This window comes from Chryseobacterium hagamense (assembly GCF_007991455.1).
In the GTDB taxonomy this organism is placed as follows: Bacteria; Bacteroidota; Bacteroidia; order Flavobacteriales; family Weeksellaceae; genus Chryseobacterium; species Chryseobacterium hagamense.
The window spans coordinates 161,217-177,616 of the sequence record NZ_BJYJ01000008.1; the positions used below are offsets into that span (position 1 = coordinate 161,217).

Annotated in this window: 18 protein-coding genes; 9 read left to right on the forward strand and 9 right to left on the reverse strand. The window is 38.4% G+C overall.

Annotated features, from left to right (window positions below; all coding sequences use genetic code 11):
• Window positions 1–109: 109 nt before the first annotated feature.
• Window positions 110–1,156 (reverse strand): lysylphosphatidylglycerol synthase transmembrane domain-containing protein, encoded by a 1,047-nt coding sequence (locus CHA01nite_RS09905; RefSeq protein WP_146941155.1) that lies wholly within the window; start codon window positions 1,154–1,156, stop codon window positions 110–112.
• A gap of 4 nt (window positions 1,157–1,160) precedes the next feature.
• Complete coding sequence (panD, locus tag CHA01nite_RS09910) at window positions 1,161–1,511, reverse strand: aspartate 1-decarboxylase (protein ID WP_146941156.1); 351 nt, start codon at window positions 1,509–1,511, stop codon at window positions 1,161–1,163.
• 399 nt (window positions 1,512–1,910) lie between these two features.
• On the opposite strand from panD, the gene CHA01nite_RS09915 reads away from it, so the two are divergent.
• Window positions 1,911–2,228, forward strand: coding sequence for an HU family DNA-binding protein (locus CHA01nite_RS09915; protein WP_146941157.1), 318 nt, complete (start codon window positions 1,911–1,913; stop codon window positions 2,226–2,228).
• Window positions 2,229–2,707: 479 nt separating this feature from the next.
• On the opposite strand, the gene pdxH is transcribed toward CHA01nite_RS09915, so the two are convergent.
• Complete coding sequence (gene pdxH / locus CHA01nite_RS09920) at window positions 2,708–3,352, reverse strand: pyridoxamine 5'-phosphate oxidase (protein ID WP_146941158.1); 645 nt, start codon at window positions 3,350–3,352, stop codon at window positions 2,708–2,710.
• 24 nt (window positions 3,353–3,376) lie between these two features.
• Between pdxH and CHA01nite_RS09925 the strand changes: the two genes are divergently transcribed.
• The 8 genes from CHA01nite_RS09925 (at window position 3,377) to CHA01nite_RS09960 (ending at window position 8,925) form a co-directional block, all read left to right on the forward strand.
• Window positions 3,377–3,925, forward strand: a complete 549-nt coding sequence (locus tag CHA01nite_RS09925; RefSeq protein WP_146941159.1) for a YqgE/AlgH family protein — start codon at window positions 3,377–3,379, stop codon at window positions 3,923–3,925.
• Between the two features lie 106 nt (window positions 3,926–4,031).
• Window positions 4,032–4,616 (forward strand): N-acetylmuramoyl-L-alanine amidase family protein, encoded by a 585-nt coding sequence (locus tag CHA01nite_RS09930; protein ID WP_146941160.1) that lies wholly within the window; start codon window positions 4,032–4,034, stop codon window positions 4,614–4,616.
• Window positions 4,617–4,883: 267 nt separating this feature from the next.
• Entirely contained in the window at window positions 4,884–6,077 is a 1,194-nt protein-coding gene (locus CHA01nite_RS09935; RefSeq protein WP_146941161.1) for a hypothetical protein, read from the forward strand.
• Complete coding sequence (locus CHA01nite_RS09940; protein ID WP_170234712.1) at window positions 6,064–6,639, forward strand: outer membrane beta-barrel protein; 576 nt, start codon at window positions 6,064–6,066, stop codon at window positions 6,637–6,639. Before CHA01nite_RS09935 ends, CHA01nite_RS09940 begins: the two co-directional genes overlap by 14 nt.
• A gap of 1 nt (window position 6,640) precedes the next feature.
• Window positions 6,641–7,189, forward strand: coding sequence for a PorT family protein (locus CHA01nite_RS09945; protein WP_146941163.1), 549 nt, complete (start codon window positions 6,641–6,643; stop codon window positions 7,187–7,189).
• Window positions 7,190–7,237: 48 nt separating this feature from the next.
• The gene (locus CHA01nite_RS09950; RefSeq protein WP_146941164.1) at window positions 7,238–7,810 is read left to right on the forward strand and encodes a hypothetical protein; all 573 of its coding nucleotides are present in this window, start codon (window positions 7,238–7,240) and stop codon (window positions 7,808–7,810) included.
• Window positions 7,811–7,820: 10 nt separating this feature from the next.
• Window positions 7,821–8,375, forward strand: coding sequence for an outer membrane beta-barrel protein (locus tag CHA01nite_RS09955; RefSeq protein WP_170234713.1), 555 nt, complete (start codon window positions 7,821–7,823; stop codon window positions 8,373–8,375).
• 1 nt (window position 8,376) lies between these two features.
• The gene (locus tag CHA01nite_RS09960) at window positions 8,377–8,925 is read left to right on the forward strand and encodes a hypothetical protein (protein WP_146941166.1); all 549 of its coding nucleotides are present in this window, start codon (window positions 8,377–8,379) and stop codon (window positions 8,923–8,925) included.
• A 74-nt stretch (window positions 8,926–8,999) separates the two neighbouring features.
• Here the strand turns inward: CHA01nite_RS09960 and CHA01nite_RS09965 are convergent, their stop codons facing one another.
• The 6 genes from CHA01nite_RS09965 to CHA01nite_RS09990 all read right to left on the reverse strand — a co-directional run bounded on the left by CHA01nite_RS09965 (window position 9,000) and on the right by CHA01nite_RS09990 (window position 16,379).
• On the reverse strand, window positions 9,000–9,812 hold the full coding sequence (locus CHA01nite_RS09965; protein ID WP_146941167.1) for an aminotransferase class IV: 813 nt from the start codon (window positions 9,810–9,812) through the stop codon (window positions 9,000–9,002).
• A 76-nt stretch (window positions 9,813–9,888) separates the two neighbouring features.
• Window positions 9,889–10,275: an START-like domain-containing protein gene (locus CHA01nite_RS09970; RefSeq protein ID WP_146941168.1), complete on the reverse strand. Its 387-nt coding sequence runs from the start codon at window positions 10,273–10,275 to the stop codon at window positions 9,889–9,891.
• A gap of 186 nt (window positions 10,276–10,461) precedes the next feature.
• Window positions 10,462–11,637: an aspartate aminotransferase family protein gene (locus tag CHA01nite_RS09975; RefSeq protein WP_146941186.1), complete on the reverse strand. Its 1,176-nt coding sequence runs from the start codon at window positions 11,635–11,637 to the stop codon at window positions 10,462–10,464.
• 453 nt (window positions 11,638–12,090) lie between these two features.
• The gene (locus tag CHA01nite_RS09980) at window positions 12,091–13,851 is read right to left on the reverse strand and encodes an OstA-like protein (RefSeq protein WP_146941169.1); all 1,761 of its coding nucleotides are present in this window, start codon (window positions 13,849–13,851) and stop codon (window positions 12,091–12,093) included.
• The gene (locus CHA01nite_RS09985) at window positions 13,844–14,317 is read right to left on the reverse strand and encodes a Fur family transcriptional regulator (RefSeq protein WP_029294631.1); all 474 of its coding nucleotides are present in this window, start codon (window positions 14,315–14,317) and stop codon (window positions 13,844–13,846) included. The genes CHA01nite_RS09980 and CHA01nite_RS09985 overlap by 8 nt, the downstream gene beginning before the upstream one ends.
• A 67-nt stretch (window positions 14,318–14,384) precedes the next feature.
• Window positions 14,385–16,379 (reverse strand): KUP/HAK/KT family potassium transporter, encoded by a 1,995-nt coding sequence (locus CHA01nite_RS09990; RefSeq protein ID WP_146941170.1) that lies wholly within the window; start codon window positions 16,377–16,379, stop codon window positions 14,385–14,387.
• Window positions 16,380–16,400 lie beyond the last annotated feature (21 nt).

Consider the following 16,400-nt stretch of genomic DNA (forward strand, 5'->3'; position numbering starts at 1 on the left):
GTTCCCTCTAAATTAATATTCATCCGGCAATTTTCCAAATGAAATGGGAATAAAATTTAAGGCAAAAAAAATCCGGCGTGCTGCCGGATTTAGAATTATTGTTGTTTTGTTATGATTCGGGTGCCGTATTTTCGGTCAGCCGGTTTCTTGCTTTAGCGAGCATCGGGATGGAAATCAGACCCATCACCAGCATGATTACAATCTGCAGTGGCAGCGAGATGAACGAATAGGTGAGTCCTATTTCGCCTCCCAGTTCGCCGCTTCTTCCCATAGAAATGAACAAAGCCATGAATCCGTATTTCATCGCGAGGTTAAAAGCACCGATTCCGCCGCTTGCCGGAATAATCATTCCGAAGGTTCCTACGACCAGAATCAGGAAACCGTCATCAAAAGTAAAATCCGACGTTTCAGGCAGCGCAAAGCAAACCAGGTATGCTGCAAAATAATAGGAAACCCAGATGCCTATGGTATAAAGGATGAATTTTCCTTTTTGTTTTAATTTAAAAATTGTTTTTAGACCTTCAAGAATTCCCAATATAACTCCTATAACTTTTTTATAAATGTGATTATTTTTTAGTTTCTTTCTAAATACAATGAATATGATTAGAAAAACTGTTAGGAAAATAATAAACATATAAAAGTAAAAAATCAAATTTTCCACTTTCTTAAAAAATTCCTTTTCAATGTACTTCCAAAAAGAAATAATTGTATCAAATTTAAAAATTAGAGTAAGTCCTAAAACAATAAACATGCAAGCCAAATCTACAACTCTCTCCAAGATAATTGTTCCAATAGATTTATCGGCAGGCACTTTTTCAACTCCATACAAAGCAGTAGCTCTTGCTATTTCCCCGCTCCTCGGAATGGTGAGGTTCATTAAATACCCAAAGGAAATTGACCATAGAGCATTTGAATTTGAAATAGGGTGCCCCATCGGTTCCAGCATCAGGTTCCAGCGGATGGCCCTGAACCAGTAGGCGGCAATCCCGAAACAGGCGGCAAACAAAACCCACCAGTAATTTGCTTTTGCCAGAGACTTCTGAATGACTTTAAAATCCAGTCCTTTTAAGGCAAACCATAAAAAAAAGCCTGCAAAAGCAAGCGATATTACAATGGTAAGGATTGTTTTTAAAGGCTTTTTTGATTTTTTGTCCATCCGGTTACGTCAAAAGGTTGGTTTTTTCATCCGGAAATACAATTTTAGGCTGGAAAACCTGTGCTTCTTCAGGGGTCATCTGTGCATAGGCAATAATGATGATAATGTCGTCCCTCTGTACTTTTCTGGCAGCAGGGCCGTTAAGGCAAACCTCGCCCGATTTTCTCTTCCCTTTGATCACATACGTATCAAAACGTTCACCGTTGTTTACATTTACAATATAAACCCGCTCTCCCACAACCAAACCTGCAGCTTCAATCAGCTCTTCATCGATGGTAATGCTTCCAATATAATTAAGGTCAGAAGCCGTAACTCTCACCCTGTGAATTTTAGACTTAAAAACTTCTATTAACATGATGCAAATTTATTAATAATAATTTACAAAACCGACTTTTAAAATGAATTTAAAACTAACAGATACACAGCAGTTTAATTTCTTTAAATGTAATTTTTGAAGATTTTAGTTACCGAATTTATAACCATATCCTCAAAACCATTAATTCTTGCTATCAAATTCAGGATTTAATAAATAGCAAAAATAAAATTCACATTTTACTAAAGTCAATACAGATAAGCAATTGGCATGATTTTAGTAACGGGTAACGTAGATTTTTCGTAAAATATCAAATTATCATATTTTAACCAATTTTACTTAAAATTAAAAAAATTAATTATTTTTTTGCATTAAAATTGCACATTTACAAAATAGTATTATATTTGCTCTTATAACGAACTAACTTTAATAATAAAAATTATGAACAAGTCTGAATTAATCGACGCAATCGCAAAGGATGCAGGGATTTCCAAAGTGGCGGCTAAAGCTGCTTTAGAATCATTCATTAACAACGTAATGACTACTTTGAAGAAAAAAGACGGAAAGGTTTCTTTAGTAGGATTCGGTACTTTCTCTGTAGCTGAAAGAGCTGCAAGACAGGGAATCAACCCTGCAACGAAAAAGCCGATCAACATCGAAGCAAAAACAGTTGCTAAGTTCAAGGCAGGTGCTGATCTTTCATCAGCCGTAGCTTCAGCAAACGCTCCTGCTCCTGCTGCCGGTAAAAAGAAAAAATAATCACTCCGATTACAAAAATAAACCTCATCAGGCGATGAGGTTTTTTTTATGTTCTGATTTAAAATAGCGTAAATTTGGCTGTATTCAACTAATATTCAGATATTTAATTATTTTTTTTTTTTAAATAAGGTTAATTCAGTCAGGAAATTAAATAGAATGACCCTTCGTAGGATAAATCAATGTTCCATGCTTCTGACAGGATCTTATCCTATTCTGTGATAAGCCGTCCCTTCAGGACTTAAGATTATAATTTTGATCATATTTAGCTTATATTCAAGCTATTATTTAATTAAAGATAAAATTAATGCTGTTTAATTCAGGATTTAAACAGAAGGACTTTTGGTAGAATGACAAAAGATGCAGTTTATCATCAGGAACTTTGATCCTATTTTTGATAAGAGAAACTTCCGGCATCCGGCACTCCTCTTCCAGCCTTTTCATGCGAATTCTACTTGGGGTTCACATTAATAATTGATAATTCAAGGTGCCAGTCTGGAGATTTTCCAGTCGAAGTCTTGCGTTAGTTCATATATAATCCGGTCGTGGAGCCGGTTGGGCCTTCCCTGCCAGAATTCAATTTCATAAGGCTTTGCCAGGTATCCGCCCCAGTTTTCGGGTCTCGGCACCTCCGTATCTGCATACTCCAGCTCCAGTTCTTTCAGTCTCGCTTCCAGAAACCTGCGGTCCGGGATTTCCCTGCTCTGAGGAGAAACTACGGCACCCAGCTGGCTTCCTTTCGGACGTGAATGGAAATACCCGTCACTGAGGTTTTCCGCTACACGCTCCAGCTCTGCCTTAATAATGATCTGCCGCTCAAGACCCGGCCAGAAAAAATGAAGACAGGCTTTATGGGTTTTCTCTATGGCACGGCCTTTTTTACTGTCGTAATTGGTGTAAAAAATAAACCCTTCATGCGTATAGGCTTTCAGCAAAACCATCCGGGTACGCGGGCAGCCGTCTTCTTCCACCGTAGAAACCGCCATGGCATTGGCCTCGGAAATATCCGGATTCTCTCCTGCTTCCAGATACCAATCCCGAAACTGCTCAATAGGGTTTTGTTTTATCTCACTTTCAATAAGTTGGGATTTATCATACACTTTTCTCTTATCGTGCAGGTTTTCCATAAATATTTTTTATTAAATTTGAGTATGAATTACTCTTACAAAGGTAAAATATTAATTTCCACCCCTGACATTTCCGGCGATATTTTTTCCCGCTCGGTAGTCCTCGTTGTAGAGCATAACGAAAATGGTGCGTTCGGTTTAATATTGAACAAGAAGAACAGCCAGATGAGCAGTAAGTTCAAAGATTTTTTTGATTTTAAAATCGAGGTCTACGACGGCGGCCCTGTAGAAAACGACAAGGTTTTCTTTATTGTAAAGGGTAAAAAAGTAACTGAAGCCTATACGGAAATTACCCCTGAATTTTATCTTACCGAAGATATCGAAAAGATTATCAGTGCCGTCCTGAACGAAGAGCTGGACATCAACGATGTGAAAATATTCTCAGGATATTCCGGATGGACCGCCCTGCAACTGGACGGTGAAATCCAGCGGAAAGTATGGACGGTTGTAGACGTTTATAATCTGGATTATACTTTACCCAATGACCAGACTTTATGGAAATCCATCATGCAGAACCTGGGCGGAGAATTCCTGCTCTGGGCCAATTCTCCTGAAGACATTTCACTGAATTAGATAATCCCCTATATTATCCGTATAAAAGTTTAACAAACTTTAGGAATCCATTAACAAAGTTTAAGGTTAAGATTTCCGTTATTTGTTAGACCAAAATCCAGACGATATGAAAGGAATAAAACTTTTTGCGGCCTCTTTTTTCGCAGCAGCCTTTTTATCTTTTACTCCTGAAAATAAAAAACTGATCGTTATCGATGCCGGCCACGGCGGAACCGATATGGGAAGTACCCGGGAAGGTGTTTACGAAAAAGACATCGTTCTCCGTATCGGTAAAGAAATTCAGAAGTTCAACAGCACTCAAAATACCTATGAAGTGATTCTGACACGGGATTATGATACCGAAAGCCCGCTGAGTGATCGCACGACACTGATCAACAAGCTGAATCCTGAAATGGTTATTTCCCTGCATATGAACAGCAGCCCCCATAAAGAATCGGAAAGGTCCGGACAGGAAATTTTCACCCAAAATACAGATGCTTCCCGGAAACTGGCAGAAAAAATTTCCCAAAAATTTAATCCAAGCTTTATTGCCGGCGAGAAAAACCTCCATATTTTAAGAGAATCCAAAGCACCGACGGTACTGGTAGAGCTGGGTTTTATGAACAGTACCAAAGACCGGGAATACCTGACCAGCGAAAAAGGCCGACAGGAAATTGCCCGAAAATTTACAGAAATTTTTAAAGAATACTAAAATAAAAATACAAATTCTGACCTGTTCAGAATAAAACCCGGTAAAGGACTGTCAGAGGTTGTTTACCGGGTTTGTCAATTTAGAGTGATATATCTAACTGATTTAGAATTTTTTATTGTATAGAAAGTATTTTGCAAAATATCTGTAAAACAAATAACTCCACTTTTTGAATAGCATGGGATTAAAAAAAATTAATAATTTGTTCATAAATATTTTTGTGGTACCATAAAAATTCACCTATTTTTGTCGAGTAAAAAAAATACTCATATGAAAAAAACTTTAATCATGAGCCTGATAGCCAGCTCATTAATTTATTCCTGCTCTTCCGAGAGAGAATTTGATTCTGAAACAAACTCCAATTCAAATGCAAAAACATCAGCTAAAGGACGGAAATCCGTTTGTGACTTTTTTGAGAATTCTACGGCAAGTACTGTTATTCCCGGTATAAAGGCTGTAAATCTGGACAACAGTCTCGCGACTTCATGCCAGAATAACATCTTAATATTTCCTACCCTGCAGGATTACGAGAACGCTATTGTAAAATTAGATCAGCAGATTGAAGATTATAATGACGCTTTCGATCAGCAGACCGCAGGTATGACGGATACGGAAGCAGATGATTATGCCGAATCGGTAGATTTCGACGAGAATCAACCACTAATTGATTTTGAAAAAGAATTGAAGTTCTGCTCACTCAGACAACATCTGGCAAATCTGGATGATGCGTGGCTGGATCAGCAGGTTGACGGAGCCTGGGATTTAAATACTTCTCCTGATGAATATTATATAGATGATGAGACCGAAAGGGCTTTATTGAGCTTAGGCTCGGAATTTATTGTTGGTGACTGCAAAAATGGTTACACGCTTTATAAAAGATATGATTGGGGATACGCAAGCTTTGCTATCAATGATATCGGAACAGCAACTGATATCCTGACTGCATTAAACAACATTACCAACCCTACGCAACAGCCGATCAACATCAACGGGGCTACTCAAGGACAGGTATCCCAAGCTGTAGAACCGTATAAAGATTCAGGAGTAACCGTTGTTGCTACTGTTCCTGCTCCACAAGGCGGTTATTGCCATAGTGAGATTAAGGATAAAGGTGAATATTTATTTAGTCCTGAAAGAAAAATAGTTTGGAAACATAAATTCAAAGATGCCCATTTTCCTAATTTCCCAGGGCAGACACTAATGAAAACTTACACAAGATCGTATAGAAAGAAAAAAGGGAAATGGAAGAAATTCAAAGCAACCATTTACACTGGTTTTTATGGTAAAACAGCAACCGCCTATCAGTGTAATGATTATGGCAGTCAATCCTTAACCGGTAAAGAAAAAAGAAGGAAAAAAGTTAAGCAAAGAGAATATTTACTCGGAGATTTGGCCGTTAAAAAGAATGTTTTCTTTAGCGTACACAAACAGGAAGGAAATTCTTATGAAAATGAAGTATATTAAATTCCATAAAGGCATTGAGGGAAAATCCCTTAATGTCTTGTTTTTATTTTTAACTATTTTTGCTTACTCCCAAAAATATCCTTTAAAGTACGGTATAAAAACAGGCTGGAACTACTCCAATGTAAACGCTGTAGATGAAAAAGGCGAACCTTCGGGTTATGTAAGTGATATTATTGACGAGGCCTACGCAGGTTTTGTATTAGAAAAGCAGGTTTGTGTGAAATCCTATATTCAAACAAACTTATTAATTTCTTTTACTGATCGGGTCACGTTTTTAGAACTTCCCATTTACTATAAATATAATTTTTATAAAAGATGGTCTCTAATTGCAGGTCCGAAACTGAATTATATTCCTGACAGTGAAGAAAGCCAGCCTTACTATTTCAGAAGAAGATTCGGTATCAGCGGAGACATAGGACTGAATTATGAGATTTCAAAACATTTTGTTATCGAGGGCAGTTTTTCAAAAGGAGTTACCAGGCAGTATGATGATTTGGTATTAACTTACTATGATGCCCGCCGGGATGTGTATAGAATTGGACTAACTTATTTTATTAATTAAGATGAACTTTTCTAAATCTTCTCTTATTGCTTTATTTTTACTTTCGGCTGTTTTCACTTACTCCCAAAAATATCCTTTAAAGTACGGTATAAAAGCAGGCTGGAACTTTTCTAATATTTATGCAATAGATGAAAAAGGAGAGCCTTCAGGATATTTGAGCAATGGCGGGGAATTGTATGGGGGTTTAGTTTTAGAAAAACAAATCACAAAAAGATCCTACCTCCAATCTGGAGCTTTGGTATCATACTCATATGTCATTACTTTTGTAGAAGCTCCCTTCTTTTATAAGTACAATTTTTATAAAAAACTATCTGTAATTGGAGGTCCAAAACTTGATTATATACCGGATGAACAATATAATCATTCATTGTATTTTAAAAGAAGAATGGGTGTTTCTGCTAATTTTGGTGTTGATTTTGAAATTTTTAAAAAGATTAATATCGAGGTCTATTACTCAAAGCAACTTGTCAAACAATATGATGATAATATATTAACTTTTTATGATGCTAAAAGAGATGTTTTTAGAATAGGTGTTGCGTATTATTTTTAATAATTTCAGTATCAATATTTGTAATTAGAAAATAAGTCACATAACAGAATGATATATTCTAACAAAGATAAGAGTATCAAGAAATTTCTTAAATTTTCACTGATATTCTTTTCAACTTTTTTATTTTCCCAAAAATATCCAGTAAAGTATGGTATAAAGGCAGGCTGGAACTACTCCAATGTAAATGCTGTGGATGAAAAAGGTGAACCTTCGGGTTATGTAAGTGATATTATTGATGAGGCCTACGCAGGTTTTATTTTAAAGAAACAAATTTCAAGTAAATCATATCTGCAGGTTGCTCCTACGGTATCATATACTGAATCGGTAACATTTGTTGAATTACCCATCTATTACAAGCATGATTTTTACCGAAAATTTTCATTTATAATAGGTCCGAAACTTAATTATATTCCAGATGAACAGTATAACAATTTTTATTATTTCCGAAAAAGATTCGGTATCAGTGGAGACATTGGATTAAATTACAAAATATCTGATCACTTTATGATTGAAAGTAGCTTTTCGAAAGGTTTCACAAAACAATATGATGATTTGATACTAACCTACTATCAGGCCAGACGAGATGTTTATAAATTAGGATTAATTTATTTTATTAATTAAGATGGAGAGTATGATTTTTTCTAAACCTTCCCTCATTACATTATTTTTTCTTTCCTCTGTTTTTACTTATTCCCAGAAATATCCTCTAAAGTATGGTATAAAAGCCGGCTGGAATTACTCCAACGTAAATGCAGTAGATGAAAAAGGCGAATCTTCCGGATATCTTAGCGATATTATTGATGAAGCTTATGCAGGCTTTGTGTTTGAAAGACAAATTTCCGAAAAATCCTGTATTCAATCAAACTTATTAATTTCTTTTACTGATCGGGTCACGTTTTTAGAACTTCCCATTTACTATAAATATAATTTTTATAAAAGATGGTCTCTAATTGCAGGTCCGAAACTGAATTATATTCCTGACAGTGAAGAAAGCCAGCCTTACTATTTCAGAAGAAGATTCGGTATCAGCGGAGACATTGGCCTAAATTATGAGGTTTCAAAACATTTTGTTATAGAGGGATGTTTTTCAAAAGGATTCACCGAACAATATGATGATTTGGTATTAACTTACTATAATGCCCGCCGGGATGTGTATAGAATTGGATTAATTTATTTTATTAATTAAGATGAACTTTTCCAGATCTTCCCTTATTGCCTTATTTTTACTATCGGCTGTTTTCACATACTCCCAAAAATATCCAGTAAAGTACGGTATAAAAACAGGCTGGAACTACTCCAATGTAAATGCAATAGATGAAAATAGCGAACCATCAGGCTATCTAAGCAATGAAGGAGAACTTTATGGTGGAATAGCTTTGGAAAAACAAATCACAAAAAAATCATATATCCAATCCGGATTTGTTATTTCCTATACAGACGCAATAACTTTCTTGGAAATGCCTATTTATTATAAAGCTAACATTTACAATAATTTATCTATAATTATCGGTCCAAAATTTAATTATATTCCTGACAGTGAGGAAAGCCAGCCATATTATTTCCGTAAAAGATTCGGTATAAGCGGAGATATGGGGATGAATTATAAAATTTCAAAACATTTTATTATAGAGGGAATCTTTTCAAAAGGATTTACAAAGCAATATGATGATTTACTACTTGGTTACTATCATGCTCAGCGGGATGTTTACAGAATAGGTATCATTTATTTTTTATAACGCTTCTCGCTTATCAATAAACCCGGCCAAACATGACCGGGTTTCATTTATATAAATTTATATGAAAATATCTGTTATAAAAAAATGTTTTTCCAGTCCTCCGTCAGTTCCCTGAAACGGGTATTGCCGAATGTTTTATTCCGGATCTTTCCTACGGAGAAGATTCCTTTTTCATCGGAAATCAACAGGATCTCCTCAGCTTTCTGCGATTCGAAGGCGATGATCTCGTGTTCCTGGATATCGGCCAGGTTATTTTTATGGAGAAAGGTCACGAAATTTTCCATCAAAGGCGAAATGTAAGCACCTTCCGTCTGTTTCGGGACTTTGATGACGTCTCCTTCCAGAAACAGAAGATTCCCGGTAGTGGTGCGGGCGATCCTTTTATTGGGGTTGAGAAGAATAACATCATCCAGGTCATTTTCCTGGGCATAAATCGATCCGTAAATATTTTCCGGACTGTGAACACGGATATTGCTTAAAAGGTTGTTATTCACATTGATTTCCTTGATCAGGTCCATTTCCAAGACCCTTTCATGAACGGCAAGCACATCTTCTTTCTCAGTTACATCGTAAAGATAGGAAACAGACGATTTTGAAAGTGTAACACCGTCGGAATTCCGGAATACCTGAAAATTGATAATCCCGTTTACCATGCCTTTTCCTTCGATCACCTCTTTCCTGAAAAGCGACTGGAAAAATTCCAGGGTATAACGTAGAGGAATATTCAGTCTCATCTTCCGCATGGAGGCCATCAGGAAGAAATAACATTCTTCGTCCATAATCAGATTCCCGTTCCTGATAAAAAAGGAAGCCTTCACGGCGTCCCCTGAAAGAAAAGCCCTGTTCCGTACTGCTATTTCGGCTGATGTAAAATATTGATTTTCCACTTGTCTCTGATTTGTTTATAAAAAAATAATGAACGATAAATCGTTCATCAGTTTTATCATGCAGTGCGGCCTACGTTTAGGCAGCACCTAATTTAATTCTTAGATTTTCAATAAGGTTATCCCAATACAAGGCGTTTTCATTTTCATCTCCTTCTTCGCAGAAGTCGGTAATATTCAGGGAAAGGTCTTCGGTAATATCATCAATGGTGATTGTCATTTCAAAGAAATTTTTCGTTCCTTCATCTTCTTCCCACCGGAAACGCACAAAGCCTTCAGGCTTATACCTGATCAAAGTCGCCTTCTCAGAGGGCCCTCCGCCCCAGCTGAAAAAAAAGTCATCCCCTTTCTCTGTTACCTCATCCGCAAACCATTCAGACAACCCCTCCGCAGTGGCCAGGTATTCGTACAGAATCTCTGATAAACAGTGCATTGGAAATTCGTAATGGACTTTATGTTTCGCCATATATCTTTGTTTTAATCGTCCCGCAATATATAAATTAATTTTTTTATTACGCAAAAATGTATTTATTTTTTTAAACAATCTTCATGATATTTGTCAGCGAATTTTAAATAGACGTTTAATATCAAATCCCGGTGAATTTCTTCAATCCTTTACATAAAAAAACGCTTCCGGGGGAAGCGTTTTATTTTAATTTCCGTTAAGCACTTCGATAATAATTTTACAGCCTTCCCCGATCTCTTCTTTTGAGATGGTCAGGGGTGGAGAAATTCTTAAATATTCATTTCTATACAGTTGCCAGAAAAGAATCAGCCCTTTATCCATGCATCTTTTGGCCACATCCAGGGTATATTCCGGCGATCCCAGGTTTACCGCCAGCATTAAACCTTTACCATTGATATTTTTAATTTTGGGATGAACGAGCAATGTTCTGTACAGCTGTTCCTTTTCATCTATTTCGTCCATCAGCCCGCTTTCCAGCACCTCCTGTAAAGTCGCCAGGCTGGATGCCGCAATCAGAGGATTTCCCCCGAAGGTAGTGATATGCCCCAGCTTGGGAGAATGTGATAAAGTTTTCATAATCTCCCGTGAACTCATAAAAGCACCCACCGGGACACCGCCGCCCATTCCTTTTCCCATTACCAGAATATCCGGGACTATGTCGAAATGCTCAAAGGAAAACAATTTTCCGGTTCTGCCGAACCCCGGCTGTATTTCATCAAGGATCAGCAAAGCGCCTACTTCCCCGCATCTTTTTTTCAGTTTAACTAAATAATCCTTATCCGGAACCAGAAATCCGGCTGCCCCCTGAATCGTTTCCATCAGTACACAGGCTGTTTTTTCCGTGATTTGATCCAGATCGTTTTCATCATTGAAGCCGATGAAGGAAACCATCGGCAGTAGAGGACGGAATTCCCTTTTATGAAATTCATTCCCCGACACACTCAGCGCACCATGCGTATTCCCGTGGTAGGAATTTTTAAAGGAAATAATCTCTTCCCTTCCGGTATATCTTTTGGCGAGCTTTAAGCTTCCGTCGATAGCTTCCGCCCCACTGTTTACCAGATAGGTAACTTCCAGAGGATCCGGGGTTGCTTCAGCCAGCAGCCTGCATAAAGCCACCGGCTTTTCCTGGGCATATTCGCCGTAGACCATCACATGAAGATATTTTTCTGCCTGTTCCTTAATAGCCTCAACAATCTTAGGATGCGAATGTCCCAATGTATTTGCCGAAACACCTGCTACAAAATCCAGGTACCGCCTTCCGTCTTTACCGTAAATATAGCTTCCTTCCGCCCTTTCCACCTCAAAGCCTGCAGCAAATGCCGTCGTCTGGGCCTGATAGCTAAAAAAATCTTTTTGCATTTCCATTTCCTGAAAAAATTTCAGCAAAGCTAAAAAACATTCGGCATATCCGAAAATAATCCCGATAGAATAAAAAAATCGCTTACAGTAAATCCTGCAAGCGATACCACCAAATCACAAAATATTAATATAGTTCTTTTCTGTTTTATATGATAAATATATATAAAATTTTAAATAAAAATACACATTGTGTAAAAAATATTTCGGTTTTATAATGATATCCTGATTCAATTCAACATATCATGAATATTCATCAATTATCAAATATGCCTGCCATAAGCTTTTCAGCTTCACTGATTATTGAAAAAAAACGGAAATAAAAATTTCAGAATCAGCATAAAAAAAGTATCGAAAATACCGTCAATCCTGTAGTTTGATAAAAATAATTCACCATTTCCCGGTGGAAAATGGTGAGTAAGTGCAATTTTCTGATTTAATTGTGCGAAAAACGGTTTATCTCCTGGTCCGTTTCGGTTTTTTAGCCTCTTCTTTGGCTTTCTCTTTAGCTACCGTTTCTTGGGCTTTATCGTATAAAGTATTGTCTGATTCATACTGTACTTCTTCATAGTTCGGGGTATCTACCAAAATATCCTGCCATTTCAGAATACGGTCTTTGGTGTTCCAGTTGAAATCAGGAAACTTCCGTTTTTCAGGCTCGATCATACTCATGGGATATGTATCCGCAGTAGCACCGATATTACATTCTACAACATACAGCAGTTTCTCTTCAAATATGGCATCGATGATTCCGCAGGACGTCAGGGAAATCCCGATTCTCTCCTTTTCTCCGGTCTGCTTGTTTTCATCATCCGAGTAAGAGATGGCCTGTGCATTCCCGATGACCTTGGCTTCTTTAATGTTGTTGTCGGCACCGTAATATACCGTCATCAGCTTTCCCTTTACCTGGTTGAATTCGTCTTTCATGCTCAGGGAATCCACCTTGCTGATGGCGAAAGCATTTCCGATAACTTTCAGCGAGTCGATATTCTCATTTTGGGTATTGAAATAAGCTTCCACTTTTTCTCCCGTCACCTGCTTCCCATTGCTCCATAGAATGGGTTTTGTATACATATGAAGGACGCCGTCCGTTTCATTGAAAGCGATCGAGTCTGCCCTTCCCTGCGCATTTGACTTATAGAATCTTCCTTTCCGGAATGCCCTCAAAAAGCTTTTCTTTACTTTGCTATCCGCCGAATCCGGACGTTGGAAAGAAATGATCTTTTCCGCAGCAAAATACATGGAATCTTTTTCCAGAGCTTTTACAGCATATGGGTTTTTGGTCATCATGGCAGAATCTTTCTTTTCGAAAATTTCCCCGTAACCGCCTTTGATCCATCTTCTTTCGTTGGGATCGTCCAGCGTCACGTTTCCCGTGGCTTTTCCGAAGCCGGTAAGCTGGTTATAATACATTTCATCACCGGTAAGGATCTTATCGTTGTAATACACCCTGGAATTCTTATAGAGAAAAGCTTCCTTGGTATTCGTGTTGTAATTTCCTTTGTCGGTAACGATCCGGTTCTTAGGATTTTTTTTATTGACAATCGTCGTAGGGCCATTGATGTTGACGATGTTGGTATTCTGGTTCTGTACGACATTATCGCCTTCCAGAACATATTGGTTATCGTCAATTTTCACCCTTCCGCTAAGATCAATAGTCCTGGTTGCCAGGTAATAGGTGCCGGATTTCGAGTAGGTCGTACTTTTGCCGTCATTGATGGTACCGCCGGTATTGTAATAGGCCTGATTGGAGATCCTGTCATAATACATGGTTTCGGTTCTGATCACTGTTCCCTTGGGATCGGTAAGCACCACGTTTTTCCGGGCAATCCCTTTCTGCGTATTCCCGTCATACTCCATTTCGTCGGCCGTAATAACCGAGCCGTCTGCATTCTGAAGCTTTACATTACCGATGGCCTTAATGAAATTCTGTTCTTCATAAACAATAACAAGATCGGCATTCAGCAGGGAACCCTGATGGGAGAACTGTACATTCCCCACAAAATAATTATTACCCTCATATTTCTCATCCTTACGCAGCTCATCCGAGTGAATATGCTTTACCTTTTCTGCGGGTGCAGCATTCTTCTGAGGGGTTTTGGGCGTGAAATAAGGGTCTTTCTGAAACGGCTTCTGCTGTTCCTGCGAAAAGACAAATGTTGAAATAAAAGCCAATACAAAAAATATCAGCTTTACCGGCAGGGATACATTAGTCATTCTTCGTGCCATAGAAATACAGCGAATGGGAATCAATTTTTACACCGAATGCTTCTTCAATCGCTTCTTTTATCCCCTGGATTCTCGGGTCGCAGAACTCAATGATTTCCTCAATTTCCTTATCCGAATCCTTCTTATAAATCACCAGGTGATCGTGCTGTTTATCAAAATAAGATTTTTCGTAAGAGGAAGAAGTAAGCGTTTTTTCCCCGAACTGGTGCTTACGGATCAGTCCTGCATCCAGGAAAATTTCAATGGTATTGTAAATGGTCGCCTTGGAAACATGGTATTTTTTCTGCAGCATCAACAGGTACAGATCATCCACATTGAAGTGGTGATCCATACTGTAAATCTCTTCTAATATAGTATATCTTTCAGGTGTATTCCGGAAACCTTTTTCCAATAAGTAGTTTCTCAGAACATCCTTTATAAGCGCGATATTTTTTTCTTTCTGTATCGTATCCATCAAAAAATTTATGTACAAATTTATTGATTTTTATTTAAATACTTATGATCCGCCAGTGTTAAAGAATTTAGCTGTTGTGACGGATGAAATCACACTGCTGGATTTTTGATTTTCCGACACAATCTTCCGTCATAGGCGCAGATTCCACGACTACATTATGTGAAGTCACTCCCCATGCCTTGAAATCATCGCTTCCTATATATTTAACAAAATTATAGATATTTAAGATAATCTTCTCTTTTACGGTAAGAAGGATATCGTTGATATAGGTATTATCGATGATGACATATTTCAGATCCGGCGGGATATTGTGTGCCCTTAACGACGGATGGCTGCTTCTGGAAGGAATCGTCCCGTCTGCCATCATGTCTCTCAGAACCATGTCAAAATAATCATTGATCCTACGGTCGATCTTAAATCCGAGCATGAAATTGATCTTATAAATCGTTCCCGGCAGAACTTCGTCCACAACATACTTGAAAGTGTACGGATCTTCCTGGTTGACAATGTTCAGGATAAAATAATGATCCGCTCTCTTGGGCTGTTTTTTAATAATGGAATAGATAATCTTGGACTCGATTTCATCATTCCTTTTGGCACGGCTCAGGTAAGCCAGGTTGGTTGCATATTTCGGGATGGTTTCATCCAGCTTCATGTCTTTGATGATAGGAATGTACTTATCAAGCTTGATAAATTTGATAAATTTCGTCTTGATCAGTCTTCCGTTGTACCAAGCATACATGCATATTCCGATAGAACCGGCGAGTACCACGGTAATCCAGCCGCCTTCCATGAATTTGATGACATTTGCACTGAAGAAGCCTAATTCGATGGCCATGTAGATCAGCGCAAATACCAGAATAAAAAGCTTATTTACCCTTCTCTTCAGCAGCCAGTAAACCAGAAGGACTGTGGTCATCAGCATGGTTACGGTAATAGATAATCCGTAAGCGGCTTCCATTTTGCCGGATTCTTTAAAATGCAGTACCACGACGATGCAGAACATTAGAAGCCCCCAGTTGATTCTCGGGATATACATCTGCCCTTTTACCCCTGAAGGATAATCGATTTTCTGATTCGGCCACAGATTCAGGGACATGGCCTCGGAAAATATAGTGAAGGATCCCGTAATCAAGGCCTGGCTGGCAATAATAGCCGCTGCCGTCGCAAGAATTACTCCCGGAACCACCATCCATTCTTCCATGATTCCGAAAAAAGGGTTTACAACGGAAAAGCCTGGTTTATTGTAATTGGTTAAAAGCCACGCCCCCTGTCCAAGATAGTTCAGGATCAGCATGATTTTCACGAATCCCCAGCTTACCCTGATGTTTTTTGCCCCGCAGTGTCCAAGGTCGGAATAAAGAGCTTCGGCTCCGGTTGTACAAAGGAAAACCGCTCCCAATATCACAATGGCGCTCGGTGAGTTGGCGATCAGCTTATAGGCATAATAAGGATTGAAAGATCTTAAAATCTCAATATTTTCGCTGAGATGTGATAAACCGAGGCCTCCCAGTACCAGAAACCAGATGACCATCACCGGCCCGAAAAACTTACCGATAAAGCTCGTTCCAAACTGCTGCACTACGAAAATAACGATCAGAATCCCGATGGTAATCGGCACTACCGGAGTATGCGGATTGTATATTTCGAGACCTTCGATGGCCGACATTACGGTCAGTGAAGGAGTGATTACCCCGTCTGCAATCAAGGCTGCAGCTCCGACGATAGCAATCAGGTAAAGCCAGCCCTTTTTCAGGTTTTTTACTAAGGAAAACAAAGCCAGGATTCCTCCTTCTCCTTTATTATCCGCTCTCAATGCGATAATCACATATTTGATGGTGGTCTGAAGGGTCAGGGTCCAGATGATACAGGAAAGGGCCCCTTCGATATATTCATTGAAAGGCATTGTACTTCCGCTTTCCCTTGCGTTTACAATGGCTTTCATTACGTAAAGCGGTGAGGTACCGATATCTCCGAAAACGATTCCGAGAGAAACTAAAATCCCAATGAAAGAAAGCTTCTTAATGTCAAAATGATGACCGCTTTCTGCAATTTCTGCCATACAGCTAATTTAATTTTTAAA